This is a genomic window from Bifidobacterium pluvialisilvae (genome assembly GCF_019331695.1).
Taxonomy (GTDB): domain Bacteria; phylum Actinomycetota; class Actinomycetes; order Actinomycetales; family Bifidobacteriaceae; genus Galliscardovia; species Galliscardovia pluvialisilvae.
On record NZ_JAHBBI010000012.1, the window covers coordinates 54591 to 68707 of the forward strand.

Consider the following 14117-nt stretch of genomic DNA (forward strand, 5'->3'; position numbering starts at 1 on the left):
GTTGTCTTCCGTCCTAGGGATTTCCCGCCCCCGGTCCGCCCTTCCCCTTATTCCGGCATGGCCATCCGCGTTCTGCTCCCCGCCGATATCGCCGGGACGGCAATCATCGTCACGATTGCCGATTGTGATATTGTCCAGATTTTCCGCGGACGACGTTGCCCGCGGCGACGATGTCCGCCATCGTCGCATGCAGTATGAAAGAGAGACGAAAATGTCTGACTCCACCGTCACCACCACCGAGGCGAAAGGTGCCGAGCCGACGCTGGCCCAGCGCACCACCGCCGATCTCATCAAGGCCGCCGTCTCCGGCTGGCTGGGCACCGCACTCGAGTTCATGGACTTCCAGCTCTACTCGCTGGCAGCGGCCCTTGTGTTCAAGGACATCTTCTTCGGGCACGGTTCGCAGGCCATCGCCATCATGTCGGCCATGGCCGTCTACGGCGTGGGCTACGTGGCCCGCCCGATCGGCGCATGGTACTTCGGTCGCCTCGGCGACCGCATCGGCCGCACCAAGGTGCTGTTCATCACCATCGCCATCATGGGCTGCGCCACCACGCTGATCGGCGCACTACCTACGTATGACCAGGTGGGTCTGCTCGCCCCGGCCCTGCTCGTGCTGCTGCGTCTGGCCCAGGGCTTCGGCGCCGGCGCCGAGATCGCCGGCTCCTCGGTGCTCCTCGCCGAATACGCACCGAAGAAGCACCGCGGCATCGTCTCCGCCTTCACCGCACTCGGCACCAACTCCGGCACCCTGTTCGCCGGCCTGATCTGGGCCATCCTGCTCGGCTGGCTCGGCAACGACGCGGTCGTCAACTGGGGCTGGCGCATCCCGTTCCTCGGCTCCGTCATCGTGATGGCCGTGGCCGTGTTCATCCGAATCCACCTCAAGGAGACCCCGGTCTACGAGACCTCCGTCGAGGAGACCATCGCCGGCTACGACAAGCCGCTCGACAAGGACGCCGAGAAGGCCCGCAAGGAGGCCGAGAAGAAGGCCGCCGCCGAGATCGCCAAGACCCCGCGCTCCCTCAAGGCGTTCCTGGTCGCCTGCGTGCTGCGCTTCGGCCAGTGCGGCAACTCCGGCATGGTGCAGACCTACCTCATCACCTTCCTCACCGCCAACCTGCTCGTCTCCAAGTCCGTCGCCTCGAACGTGGTCGTGTACTCGTCGCTCGTCGGCTTCCTGACCGTACCGTTCATCGGCTGGCTCGGCGACAGGTTCGGCCGCGAGCACATGTACAAGGTCGTCACCATCATCGGTCTGATCCTCATCGTGCCGTGCTTCCTGCTCATGGTCAACAACCTCGGCACCGACACCACGCTCGAGCAGACCGCCACCGGCATGGTCCCGCACTTCTCCAACCCGACGCTGCTGTTCTTCATCGGCTACATCGTGATGCACAACGTCACCGTGCTCTCCTTCTTCTCGCTGGAGAACATCACCATGGCGGAATGCTTCGGCTCCGCCCACCGCTACGAGCAGCTCGCCCTCGCCAAGGAGATCCCGAACCTCATCACCGGAGGCTTCGGCCCGCTGGTCGCCGCCGCCTTGGTCGCCGTGTTCAACTCCTGGATCGCCCTCGCCGTGCTCATGGCCTTCTACACCATCTGCACCCTCATCGCCGCGGTGGTCATGCCCGAGGTCTCCGGACGCGACCTGACCGTCCGAGAGGACGCGATGTGATCTGCCACAGTGCGATTGCCACAGTGTGATCTGCCACAGTGCGATTACCGCAATGTGATCGCATCCGATGGCGGCCTCCGCAGGGCGGTCGCCATCCGACAACTGTTCATCAACCGGTTCCCGCGGCCGAAGCGGACGATCCGCCGGAGGCCTGACCGCCCGCGCTGCCAGCGGCCAACGGAACCTCGATGACGCCGATTGCGCCCGGCTTCGGGGAACGCCCCCGAGACCGGGCGCAATCATTATTCCCGGCACGTCGTGGGGGGGGGGCATCCTCGCCTGCGGCACGTCGTCCGAAGGCATCGGCCCCGACCCATGGCCGAAATCGAAGACCGATGCCATAGGCAATCGTTTTCTCCCCATTTCCTCGTATTCGGCGTCATCGATGACGATGAACCCGCCGTTCAACCGCAGGAATAACGTTACACGTTCGGCGAACGCATAACATTATCGGGAAAAAGTTGGAACTATCGGTTTTTCGGCCTCTTTACCACAGGTATTATGCGTAACTATGACACGGAGCAAGAAGGATATCGCCTACGATTATCTGCGTCAGCGGATCATAGCGTGCGAACTGAAACCCGGTGATTATCTCGACGAGCAGGAGGTCGCTCAGGCACTGGGCATCAGTCGTACCCCCGTCCGCGAGGCCGTCAACCGGCTCGCGGAGGAGAAGCTGCTGCAGCTTATGCCACGCAAGGGCGTGATCGTCAGCCAGTTGTCCGTCAAAGACGCCTTCGACATGCTTGAAGCCAGACTGATGATCGAACCGGAAATGCTGCGCAAGGCGTTTCCGAACCTCGACAGGACGTCGGTGGTCAAATACCGCGACTATGTGGTCGCCAAGATCGAATCCGACGACACCACCGAGGAGGTCAGTCAGGACTTCGATTTCGAACTCCATATGTATTTCGCGGAGCGGACCGGCAACTCCTGCCTCGTCGACATCATGAAGATGCTGATGACGCAGAACCAGCGCGTACGGTCGGTCATGGCGTCGATCCGCGCCGAACGCGTGCGCGACGCGTGCAGGGAGCATCTGGTGATTCTCAACGCCATCCTTGACGGCGACGTGGACGCCGCGGTCGAGGCAATGCGTGCGCATCAGCGCAGCGCCCTCGAGGACTTCCAGCAGCATTACCGCAGCCGGCAGGCGTTCTTCATGTAGACGGCGCATCACATGGCGTCGGGTATATGGCATGGCGTCAGGTTGGCGTCAGGTTGGCGTCAGGTTGGCGTCAGGTTGGCGTCAGGTGTATGGCATGGCGCCAGGTATATGGCATTGCGTCAGGATAGTGCCGGGTATATGGCATGGCGTTATTGGCTTTGTGGGTCTGCCGCGTTGGTTTTGTGGGTCCATACGATCGTCGGAGTTGGTTTTGTGGGTCCGTCCGGTCGCGGAAAAACGAAAGTGGGTCTATCCGTTCATGAGGACGGTGTTTTCGGCGTCCTCGTGTATGCGGTAGACCCACAAACCCGTTTATGAACGGTTTGGCCCACGGTTATTGAACAGGGCGGACCCACAAATCCGCCTCGTGGTCGTCTGGACCCACGAACGTGAACGTAGGGACCCACTAATGTGAACGTCGGGACCCACAAATCCGGGTTGCGATTCCGGGTTGTGATTGTCCAGACCCACGAATGTGATTGTCCGGACCCACTGGCGATGGGCCGACAGGTGTTCTTCATGGAGACGACACCATGGCTCATGGCCTGTGCGTAGGTGGGCGTCGTGGTCTGTGGCCCGCACCCTGTGGCTGTAGACGGGCGTCGGGTGTCGCGGCCGTGTGCGGTTCCCCTCACACTAGACTGAGAGGGCGGACGTCCGTTCGTCCGGTGATCTTTCCGAATCTAAGGAGCTGCACATGGTGATGCATCGCAATCTCGGCCCGTTCGACACGACGGCCATCGGCCACGGCGAGATGCCGCTGACCATCGAGAACAACCGCGGACACGACGTCGGCATCGAGACGCTGCACGCCTCGCTCGACGCCGGCTGCCGCCACATCGACACCGCATGGGCGTACTACACGCCGGGCGAGGAGGAACAGACCGGCGAGAAGCTCACCCGCGAGGCCCTTGAGACCTGGAACGGCCCGCGCGACGAGGTGACGGTGGCCACGAAGATCGGTCTGCGTCGCGAATGGGGACCGAACGGTGAGCCGCTGTGGCCGCGCGACGGCAAGCCCGAACATCTGCTCGCCTACGGCAAGCAGTCGGCGCAGGCGCTTGGCGTCGACGCCATCGACCTGCTGTACCTGCACCGTCACGACCCCGAGGTGCCGTACAACGAATCCATCGAAGCGTTGAAGCAGCTCGTGGACGAAGGCGTGGCCAAGTACGCCGGCGTCTCCAACGCAAGCATCGAGCAGATCGACATCGCACGTTCGATCCTCGGCGACAAGCTCATCGCCGTGCAGAACCAGTACTCGCCGATCTATCTCGACACGCAGGACACGCTCGACTACTGCGCCAAGCTGGGCCTTGCGTTCGTCTGCTGGAGCCCGCTCGGCGGCTACCGTCATCCGTACGACGAATCGAAGTTCGACCCGTTCCGCGAGGTCGCGGCCGCGCATGGCGTGAGCTATCAGCAGGTCGTGCTCGCCTGGGAGCTCGCCAAGGGCGACCACATGTTCGTGATCCCCGGCGCGCACCGCCCGGAGACCATCCTCGACTCGCTCAAGGCCGGCGACCTCGAACTCACTGAAGAGGAGCTTGCCAAGCTCGGCTGAGCCGGGTTGCCTGAATCGGCCGACAGCCAGATCGAACCGGCGAACCATTGCGGCTCGCCGGTTCGTTGTCGTTTCAGCCCAACTCGCGCACCACTCCGGCCAATCGTTCGGCGGCGTCGGCGAACTCGGCCGGCGTGGTGTATGCGTAGCTGAGACGCAGCGAATTATCGCCCTCGAAATCATAGATATCACCGGGGTTGAGCAATACGCCCGCCTCGACGGCCTTGGCGAACAGCCGGCCCATCGGCATCGGTTCGTCGAACGTCAGCCAGATGTAGAATCCGCCGCCGGGCCGGTTCCAATGCGCCACGTCGCCGAACAGCCGGTCGAGCGTCATCAGCGCGGCGTCACGGCGCCGGCGCAGCTCCGACCGCAGTTCGCCGAGGAACCGGCCGTACATGCCCGTGGCGAGGAACCGTGCGAACACCCATTGCGAGAGCCGGCTCGCACCATAGTCCATCTGCATCTTCACGTCGGCCAGCCGGTGCACAATCGGTTCGGGCGCCACGATCCATCCGATGCGCAGGCCGGGCGCCAGCGCCTTGGACGCGCTACCGAGATAGATGACCATGCCGGTCTCGTCCATTGATTTGAGCGGAGTCGGCGGCGCGGAAGGAACGGGGAAGCCGGACGCGGGAACGTCGTCGTCGAAGACGAGGTCCTGGTACGCGCCGTCCTCGATGATCGGCAGACGGTTGGCCACACAGCATTCCAGCAGCTCACGGCGTCGTGCCGCGCTCATGATGATGCCCGCGGGATTATGGTTCGTCGGAATCGTATACAGCACCGAACCACGGCCGTTGCGGCTGTTGCGACGCGACGTCGCAGAGGAGAGAAGCGGCGTCGTCTTCGGTCCGCCATCCAAGGCCGCGGCCGCGGATGCCGCACCGCCGGAGAGGATATTCGACAGCGCCGTGACATCGATGCCGTCCGCATCCATGGGTACGCCGGCGAGATGCATGCCCGCCGACTGGAACACCTGCAGGGATTTGATATAGCTCGGCGCCTCGGCGAACACGGTCGATCCCGAGCTCAGCAGACTCACCGAGATGATCTGCAATGCCTGCAGGGCGCCCGACGTCACGAGGATTTGCTCCGGGCCGGTCTCGATGCCGGATTCGCGCATGTGTTCGGCGATGGCCTCGCGCAGTTCGGGAATGCCCTCCGGCTCGGGATATCCCATCGATGTGATTTCGTCGGCCGCCTCCGTCAGTACGGCACGCCACATGTCGCGGGGGAAGAGTCGCGGATCGAGCTCGCCGGTGCCGAGACGCGCCATGGACGGGTCGAACTCCAGACGGTTTATGGCCTGGATGGTGGTGTTGTTCGCCTTGAAGAACCCCGACGACACGTAGTCCGCCCAGTCGGGCGCGCCCGGCAGCATCAGCGACCATGTGTTGCTGACGATGCGCGTGCCCGCACCGTGCAGTCCCTCGACAATACCGTAGTCGGCCAGTTCGTTGACGGCCGCGATGACCGTAGACCGGTTCACGCCGAACCCCTCGGCCATCGCGCGCTGCGATGGCAGCCGCGACCCGATGGGCCAGGCGCCGCCCGAGACCTGCGCGCACATGTACTGCACGATCTGCTCGGTGATTGGTGTGTCCGACGTGCGGTCCGGCTTCCAATCGATGGCAAGTGGTGCCGGTCGTGACATGGTGCGGGTCCTTTCGTTGGGTGGTGCGGGGTGTGGGTGGAAGATCCTTCGACTCGCTGCGCTCGCTCAGGATGACAGTGGGGTGTGGGCTTGCTTGGGATGACAGTGGGGTGTGGGTTTGCTTGGGATGACGGTGGGGTGTGGGCTTGCTTGGGATGACGGTGGGGCGTGGGCTCGCTCAGGGTGAAAGTGAGTGGCGTGTGGCGCCGGGGATCTCCTGTCATGCTGAGCGGAGGCCGTTGGCCGGAGTCGAAGCATCTTTCACGGGCTTGGATTGTCGTTCTTGATGCGCATCACCTTCCTTAACACATCGTGCTCTTTGGTTGAGTACCCTCATTATATTTTGGCTGGTTGCTGATTGGTATTGTACTCCTACAATAATCGTTTGGTTATCGAGGATTGCAGTAATTGCAATGGAAACAGTCGGTTAACGTATGTATATTTGGCTGTCTTTGGTTGGTTGGTGTCAAACCAACCAAAGATGACTTGGTTGACCGACCGAGATGAAGCGAGAAGGAACGGAACGCAATCATGGGATTCTATCTGCAGGGACTCACGGTCGGATTGGCGTACATCGCGCCGATCGGCATGCAGAATCTGTTCGTCATCAATTCGGCGCTGACCAAGACGCGGCGTCGCGCGCTGATGACCGCGCTCATCGTCATCGTGTTCGAGGTGGCGCTCTCGCTGTCGTGCTTCTTCGGCGTCGGCTCGCTCATGCAGCGGTACGAGTGGCTACAACTTGGCGTGCTGGCCGTCGGCGGCCTCGTGGTGATCCGCATCGGGGCCGGTCTGCTGCGCGCGAAGCCGGAGGACGCCTCCGGCTCGGCCGCCACCGCGGAACGGGACTCCGGTAGGAAGACGTCGGTGAAGTCCGCGGCGGGGTCCGACGACCTCGGCCGCACCATCTCCACGGCGTGCGTGGTCACGTGGTGCAACCCGCAGGCCCTCATCGACGGCACGCTCATGCTCGGCGCGTTCAGCGCCACGCTCACCGCCTCGCAGTCCACGCCGTTCATCACCGGCGTCGAGACCGCGTCGGTCGGCTGGTTCATCGGCATCACGCTGCTGGTCTCCGCGTTCCGCGACCGGTTCAGCCCCAAGGTCGTGAACGTGCTCAACAAGGTGTGCGGCGTGGTCATCATCGTCTACGGGCTCAAGCTGCTTGCCGAATTCGCCATGGCGGTGCTGTAGACGACACCTATCTGCATCTTCTGGTGTCCCGACGCCGCGTTCGAGCTGTATGGCCTCCGGAATTCCAACGGTGCTACTCGGCATATCGCCCTGCGTCGCCCCGGAAGATGGAGATTGCCCTTCGCGCCGGGGAAAATCCGCCCAGAACTTGGAGATAGCCCTCGGCTAGACTGGCCTATGCTATGACTTCATCAACTGAAACCCTGAACATCCCGCAGACGTCGGCCGGGCTCCGCCGACGTCGCCGACCCGAGGTGCTGGCCCCCGCCGGCAACCTGCGCGGACTCAAGACGGCCGTCGACTACGGCGCGGACGCCGTCTACTGCGGCGGCAAGGCCTTCGGCATGAGAAGCGCTCCGCGCAACCTGAGCCTCGCCGACTTCGAGGAGGGCGCACGCTACGCCCACGCCGTCGGCTCGCGCGTGTACGTGACGCTCAACGTGCTGCCGCGCAACGCCGAAGTCGAGGCGATCCGCGACTACATCGGCCAGCTCAAGGACACCGGCATCGACGCGCTCATCGTCACCGACATCGGCGTGATGATGATGGCCCACCAGATCGCGCCCGACCTCGAACTGCATGTGAGCACGCAGGCCGGCGTCACCAACTACGGCGCCGCGCAGGCGCTGTACGAGTTCGGCGCGCGCCGCGTCGTGCTCGCACGCGAAATGGACCTGCAGGCCGTGCGCGACATCCGCGCCCGCATCCCCGACGACATGGACATCGAATGCTTCGTGCACGGCGCCATGTGCATGGCGTTCTCCGGCCGCTGCCTGTTCTCCAACTACCTCACCGGCCGCGACGGCAACCACGGCGAATGCGCGCAGCCCTGCCGCTGGAAGTATTCCATCGTGGAGGAGAAGCGGCCCGGCCAGTACTATCCCATCGAACAGACCGAGGAAGGCGCGTACCTGTTCAACTCGCAGGACATGAACATGCTTGAGCACATCGACGACCTGCTCGACTCGGGCGCCAGCAGCCTCAAGATCGAAGGCCGGTCCAAGAGCGCCTACTACGTGGCCGCCATGACCAACGCGTACAAGACCGCCGTCGACGCCTACATGGTGCAGCGCGGATTCGAGGACGCCGATGGCAACGTGCTCAAGCCATACCAGGACCGGGTGATTCGTCCCGGCGACCCGGACTTCGCGCGGACTGCCGACGACGTCATCGAGCACAACGCCGACAAGGCGTTCGCCGGCATGCCGGGCGAACCGCCGACCGCGGACGACGGTGCCGACGGAACCGCAGGCGTCAACGGAACCGCCGATGCCGTGGAGGACGCGGCCGCACGCTCCGCCGGCGGCGCGAAACTCGACGACATGAGCTACCGGGCCCGCTCCACCCGACGCAAGTCCAACACGCGCGAGGAGGTGCTGCCCGAAGGCTGGCACCATGCGAAATGCCGCCCGGCACCGCACGTCGAACTGCCCGACTGGCTGGTCGAGGAGCCGTACAAGGTCGCCCACCGCGACTACTCCACGGGATTCTATTACCCCGAACACAAGGTGACGCAGAACACCGACCGGTCCGCATACTTCCGCGACTGGCTCGTCGTGGGCGAAGTACTCGACTGGAGCGCCGAACGCGGCGGCCGGGCGACCATCATGGCCCGCAACAAGATCGAACCCGGCCAGCTCGTCGAATTCGTGCTGCCCGGCGAGGCGCCGCTCGCCTACACCGTGCCCGCCGACGGACTGGAGGACGCCGACGGCGTGCCCGTCGCCGAGATCAACCATCCGGCGCGCGTGTTCTCCCTGCCCTGCCCGCATAAGGTGCCCATCAACGCCGCCATGCGTTCACGCACCAAAAAGCCCACGCTCAAAGCCGCCTAGACGTCCCCGCCGGCGACAGCAGACGGCTGATTCTCCGCCCCCGCCGGCGGGGGCTGGATCGACGGCAGTCGAGATTGGGGGTGGTCGAGCATGCCTGATATGACCTGACCACCCTCAGTCAGCCTCACGGCTGACAGCTCCCGCCGGCGGGAGCCGACACCCTACAGCGATCCCAACACACAAGAAGGCACCATGACCAACTCCGACCCAACCGACACCAACCCGCTGAACAACCCCAACCCCGACGACCCCAAGGCGAAGATCCTCGACAGCAACACGCTGCCCACCCACTACGACGATGGCCGCCCCGTGCCCGTCACCATCCCCGTCCCGCTCGCGCCCGGCATCAAGGTCGTCTACACCACACGCCTCGGCGGCGTCTCCCAAGGCGACTACGCGGCCCTCAACCTCGGCGGCCGCGGCGGCGACGACCCCGCCGCCATCGAATCCAACCGCGAGGCGCTCGCCGGCGAGATCCACGCGAAGCTCTCGCTGGTCGGCCAGATGCATTCCGCCGTCGCCGTGGACGCCGACGAACTGTTCCGCGAGAACGCCCCCTACGGCTTCGACGCCTCCGGCACGAAAGCCGGCGAGGAACGCGAATCGCAGCGCATCGAGGCCGACGGCCAGGTGACGTCGCGCAAGGGCATCGCCCTCGGCATGTTCGCCGCCGACTGCCTGCCCGTCCTGTTCGCCGACCCCACCACCGGCATCATCGGCGCCGCCCACTGCGGGCGCCGTGGACTCCAGCGCGGCATCATCGGCGCGACCGTCGATCTGATGGTCAAGAAGGGCGCCAGGCGTGACGAAATCGTCGCCACGCTCGGCCCGCGCATCTGCGGCGAATGCTACGAGGTTGGCGACGAGGTGGCCGACGACTTCCAGAAGCGCTTCCCCCTCACCAAGACCACGTCACGCTTCGGCGGCGCCGGTATCGACATCGCCGAAGCCGCGATGATCGACCTCGCGTTCGCCGGCGTGCACCACACGGTCGACTCCATGCCGCGCGTCAACGCCGCCACCAAGTACCTCGCCGACGACGAGGAGCTCAAGGCCCTCTGCCGTGCCGACAACGAAGGCGACCCCGAACTGCACGAACGCCTCGGCAACGTGCGCCACAGCCTGTGCACGCTCGAAAACCCGCTGTGGTACTCGCACCGCCGCGCCGCGCTCGCCGGCAAGACCCATGAGGGCCGCCTCCTCGCCCTCGTCGTGCGCGAGTAGGGGAGCGAAGGCGCAGCCTGGCGCCGGCGGCAACGGGACGGCGGCTCCTGAGCCGCCGTCGTCCCGCCACGCCAGTTGCATATTCGGTGCAGAATATGCGGGAACGGCGCTCGGGGGGGGTTCCGGACGCCTACGGTGGGGTCCATGTGTGAGAAGAGCAGTGTTCCGCAGTCAGAGCAGACCCAGGCCGCATCCCCCGATCCGCAGGCTTCGCCGGCGTCCGCGGCGCCCGTGGTCGCCGTGGTGCTGGCGGCCGGGTTCGGCACCCGGTTCGACCCCGACAACCCCAAGCAGCTGGTGTCGGTCGGCGGCAAGGAGATCGTCGTCTGGTCCATCGAGGCGTTCGAAGGCGATCCTCGGATCACCGACATCATCGTCGTCGTCAATGCGCAGGTCGCCGACGAGGTCAATCGTCTTATCGACGCCAACGGCTTCGGCAAGGTCCGTGCCATCATCCCCGGTGGCGCCGAACGTTCCGACAGCACGCAGAACGCGCTGCAGATGCTCGCCGACGCCGGCATCCCCGACGGGGCGAAGATCCTGATCCACGACGCCGTCCGTCCGTTCGTCGAACGCCGTTCCATCGACGGCTGCATCGACGCGCTCGACGAGTTCGAGGCCGCCACCGTGGCCGTGGCGTCCACCGACACCGTGCTGCTCACCGAGGATCTCGGCGACCGCAAGGTCATCCGTTCGGTGCCGGAACGGCCGAACACGTTCCGCGCGCAGACGCCGCAGGCGTTCCGCTTCGCCACAATCCGCAAGGCGTATGCGGCCGCCGCCGACGACCCCGACTTCCATCCGACCGACGACACCCGCGTGGTCGTGGATTATCTGCCCGATACGCCCGTGGCCATCGTCGCCGGCTCGGAGACGAACCTGAAGATCACGACGCTGGCCGACATCCCGATCGCCGAGAACATCGCCGAATCGATTCGCGGCCCGCGCACCCGCGAGGAGGCCAAGGAACGGATGCACGCCGTGTTCGCCGAGGCCTTCAAACAGATGCATCGCTGACCACGGCGCCCCGCCGGCGGCCCCGTCGACGTCGGCGTCGTCGGGGCCATGCCGGCGGCTACACTGAGCATCATGCAGCAGTTCAACGTCGTGATTTCCGGATTCGACCATTACGATGGCATCGAGGTCAATCCGTCCGCCGAAGTGGCCCGCACATTGTCATCCCATGGCATAGACGACATGCCGGACGGCACGTCGGCCACCGTGACGTCCGTGCTGTTGCCGCTGAGCTTCCAGAACGCGTGGCCGACGCTGCGCGAGACCATCGACGCCGTCCATCCCGACATCGTCATCGCCACGGGATTGAAAACCCGTTCGCATTCGGTGGCGTTGGAACGCTGCGCCACGAATCTCATCGACGCCTCGCGACCGGACGTCGACAACGTGCAGCCGCGCCGCACGCCCATCAACCCCGAGGGGTCGGCCGCGTACTGGACCCGCCTGCCGTTGCGCGCGATCCTGCACGACTTCACCAAGCGCAACATCCCCGCGACGCTGAGCTCGGACGCCGGCACGTTCGTATGCAATTCGCTGTTCTACCAGCTGCTGGACTGGAACGCCGCGCAGACGAACACCCTCGCCGGGTTCATGAGCTTCCCCAAGGTGGGCGACGGCGGCAAATACGGCTCCGGGCTGTCGCTGGACCAGATGATTCTGGCCGCCCAGGACGCCGTGCGCGCCACCGTGGACTACGCCGTCCATCCCTTCGCCGACGAGATCTGCGCGGATTGACGATGGGGCTTGGTCCCATCGTCATCCTGAGCGGAGGCCGAAGCTCGTTCCTCATGTCATCCTGAGCGGAGGCCATAGGCCGTAGTCGAAGGATCTGCGCGGTTCAGATTCCTCGACTCGCTTCGCTCGCTCGGAATGACAGTGTGGATGTGGTGGCCGCCCGTCTTTCTGTCGTCCTGAGTGCCGGCTGGTCCTCATGTCGTCCTGAGTGCCGGCCGCCGGTCGCCTCCATTGTCGTCCTGAGCGGAGGCCATAGGCCGGTTCGCATGTCATCCTGAACGTCGGTCCTCCTGTCATCCTGAGCGGAGGCCATAGGCCGTAGTCGAAGGATCCCGCCCCCATCAGGCCGTGTGTGTGAGACATGTGTGGCAACGTGGCGTGGCGGCCATGGTTTCGCGTGGTTTCTGCGCTAAAGTTTCTGGCAGTCGGGGCGTGTCGTCCCGTCACAATCCTTACGTTGTGTGCGAAGGCAGGAGTTCGTGATGTCAGAAAATTTCCCTGTGGTATTGCGTGGATATGACAAGGAGCGGGTCGAGCAGGCCATGGCCGAGATGCGCGAGAACACGGCGCGCATGCGCGAGCAGATTCGCGCCTACGACCAGCGGATCCTGAAGCTCGAGGCCGAGCTCCAGGAGGAGAAGGCCAAGAAGGCCGCGCCGCAGAAGAACTCCTTCGCATCCCTGGGCGCCTCCGCCCAGCAGCTGCTGAGCTCCGCCGAGCAGACCAGCCGCGAGCTGCTCGACCGCGCCAAGCAGGACGCCGCCACGATTCGCCGCACGGCGCAGCAGAAGGCCGACACCATCATGAACAACGCGTCCATCGACGCGAACCAGGTGCATGACGACGCTCGCACCGAAGCCGACTCCATGGTGTCGAAGGCCCGCACCGAGGCCAGCACGATTCTCGCCTCCGCCAAGCAGACCGCCCAGCAGCTCAAGGCCGTGGCCGAGAAGCAGGCCAAGGAGCAGCGCGACACCCTGCAGCTCGAGCTGACCACCAAGCGCGGCGACCAGGAGAAGGCCCTGGCCGCGCAGAAGGCCACGCACGAGCGTGAGATGAACGAGCAGCGCACGCAGCTCACCCAGGAGATCGCCAACCAGCGCAAGGCCGCCGACGAGGAGATCGCCCGCAAGAAGAACGAGTCCGACGACCGCATCCAGAAGGCGCTGGACCAGGCCAACGCCCGACTCAACGATATGCGCGACCAGGCCGGCAAGATGCTGTCCGACGCCAAGCGCCAGGCCGGCGAGATTCTCGAGAAGGCGAACGCGAACGCCCGCCGTCTCACCGACTCCGCCGACGTGGAGCGCGCCGAGCGTCTGGCCAAGGTCTCCGCCGAGGTGGAGCAGATCCGCAAGGACATCGCCGCCCAGCAGGACGACGCCACCAAGAAGGTCAACGAGGTGCTGGCCAATATCAAGGAGCGCAGCGAACAGGCCCAGCAGGAGTCCGACGAGCTGCTCGCCCAGGCCCGCGCCGCCCGCGCCGACGCCGACGCCTACGCCGCACAGAAGCGCCAGGACGCCGACGCCCACAGCAAGGCGCTGGTGGACGAGGCCACGCGCAAGGCCGAAGCCCAGATCCAGCAGCGTCGCGAGGCCGCCCAGAAGGAGATCGAAGGCCTGCAGGACCACATCGCCGCACTGCAGTCGCGCGAGGCGTCCATCACCGCCCGCGTGGACGAGCTGCGTTCCATCTTCTCCAACGCGTTCGGCTTCGGCAACCCGGCCGCGGAATCCCCGGCAACCCCGCTCGCCACGAGCGCCGGCGCCGGTGCGGTCTCCGCATCGTCCCCCGACGACCAGCCCGCCGGCGTGGGCGACGCCCCGGACGTGCCCGTCGTCAACACCGTGGCCGAGGACCATCCGACCCCGGTGAGCGTGACCGGCGCCGGCATGCCCCCGGTCGGCGGCGCCCCCGCCCCGGAAGCCGACGACAACGAAGCCGAGCCGTCCGCTCCGACGGCCGCCCCGGCCTCCGCCCCCGCCGAGCCGGTGCTCGACCAGCCCACCGCCGCGGCCCCTGTTGAGGCCACGGTCGCCATG

At 65.3% G+C, this 14117-nt stretch carries 10 protein-coding genes; 9 read left to right on the plus strand and 1 reads right to left on the minus strand.

What is annotated here, in order from left to right:
* Positions 1–211: 211 nt before the first annotated feature.
* From KIH77_RS09355 to KIH77_RS09365, 3 genes are all read left to right on the plus strand, one after another.
* Positions 212–1681, plus strand: coding sequence for an MFS transporter (locus KIH77_RS09355; protein WP_219101248.1), 1470 nt, complete (start codon positions 212–214; stop codon positions 1679–1681).
* A 511-nt stretch (positions 1682–2192) separates the two neighbouring features.
* Positions 2193–2849, plus strand: coding sequence for a GntR family transcriptional regulator (locus tag KIH77_RS09360; protein ID WP_219101249.1), 657 nt, complete (start codon positions 2193–2195; stop codon positions 2847–2849).
* 697 nt (positions 2850–3546) lie between these two features.
* Positions 3547–4413 (plus strand): aldo/keto reductase, encoded by an 867-nt coding sequence (locus KIH77_RS09365; protein WP_219101251.1) that lies wholly within the window; start codon positions 3547–3549, stop codon positions 4411–4413.
* Positions 4414–4486: 73 nt separating this feature from the next.
* On the opposite strand, the gene KIH77_RS09370 is transcribed toward KIH77_RS09365, so the two are convergent.
* Positions 4487–6070 (minus strand): aminotransferase-like domain-containing protein, encoded by a 1584-nt coding sequence (locus KIH77_RS09370; protein WP_219101253.1) that lies wholly within the window; start codon positions 6068–6070, stop codon positions 4487–4489.
* Positions 6071–6601: 531 nt separating this feature from the next.
* Here KIH77_RS09370 and KIH77_RS09375 point away from each other — a divergent pair.
* From KIH77_RS09375 to KIH77_RS09400, 6 genes are all read left to right on the plus strand, one after another.
* On the plus strand, positions 6602–7264 hold the full coding sequence (locus KIH77_RS09375; RefSeq protein ID WP_219101255.1) for a LysE/ArgO family amino acid transporter: 663 nt from the start codon (positions 6602–6604) through the stop codon (positions 7262–7264).
* Between the two features lie 182 nt (positions 7265–7446).
* Positions 7447–9099 (plus strand): peptidase U32 family protein, encoded by a 1653-nt coding sequence (locus KIH77_RS09380; RefSeq protein WP_219101257.1) that lies wholly within the window; start codon positions 7447–7449, stop codon positions 9097–9099.
* Positions 9100–9291: 192 nt separating this feature from the next.
* Positions 9292–10323 (plus strand): purine nucleoside phosphorylase YfiH/LACC1 family protein, encoded by a 1032-nt coding sequence (locus KIH77_RS09385; RefSeq protein ID WP_219101259.1) that lies wholly within the window; start codon positions 9292–9294, stop codon positions 10321–10323.
* A gap of 144 nt (positions 10324–10467) precedes the next feature.
* On the plus strand, positions 10468–11340 hold the full coding sequence (locus KIH77_RS09390; RefSeq protein WP_219101261.1) for an IspD/TarI family cytidylyltransferase: 873 nt from the start codon (positions 10468–10470) through the stop codon (positions 11338–11340).
* A gap of 72 nt (positions 11341–11412) precedes the next feature.
* Positions 11413–12072, plus strand: coding sequence for a pyroglutamyl-peptidase I (locus KIH77_RS09395; protein ID WP_219101263.1), 660 nt, complete (start codon positions 11413–11415; stop codon positions 12070–12072).
* Between the two features lie 482 nt (positions 12073–12554).
* A partial coding sequence (locus KIH77_RS09400) for a cell division protein (protein ID WP_219101264.1) occupies positions 12555–14117 on the plus strand: 1563 nt, incomplete at its 3' end.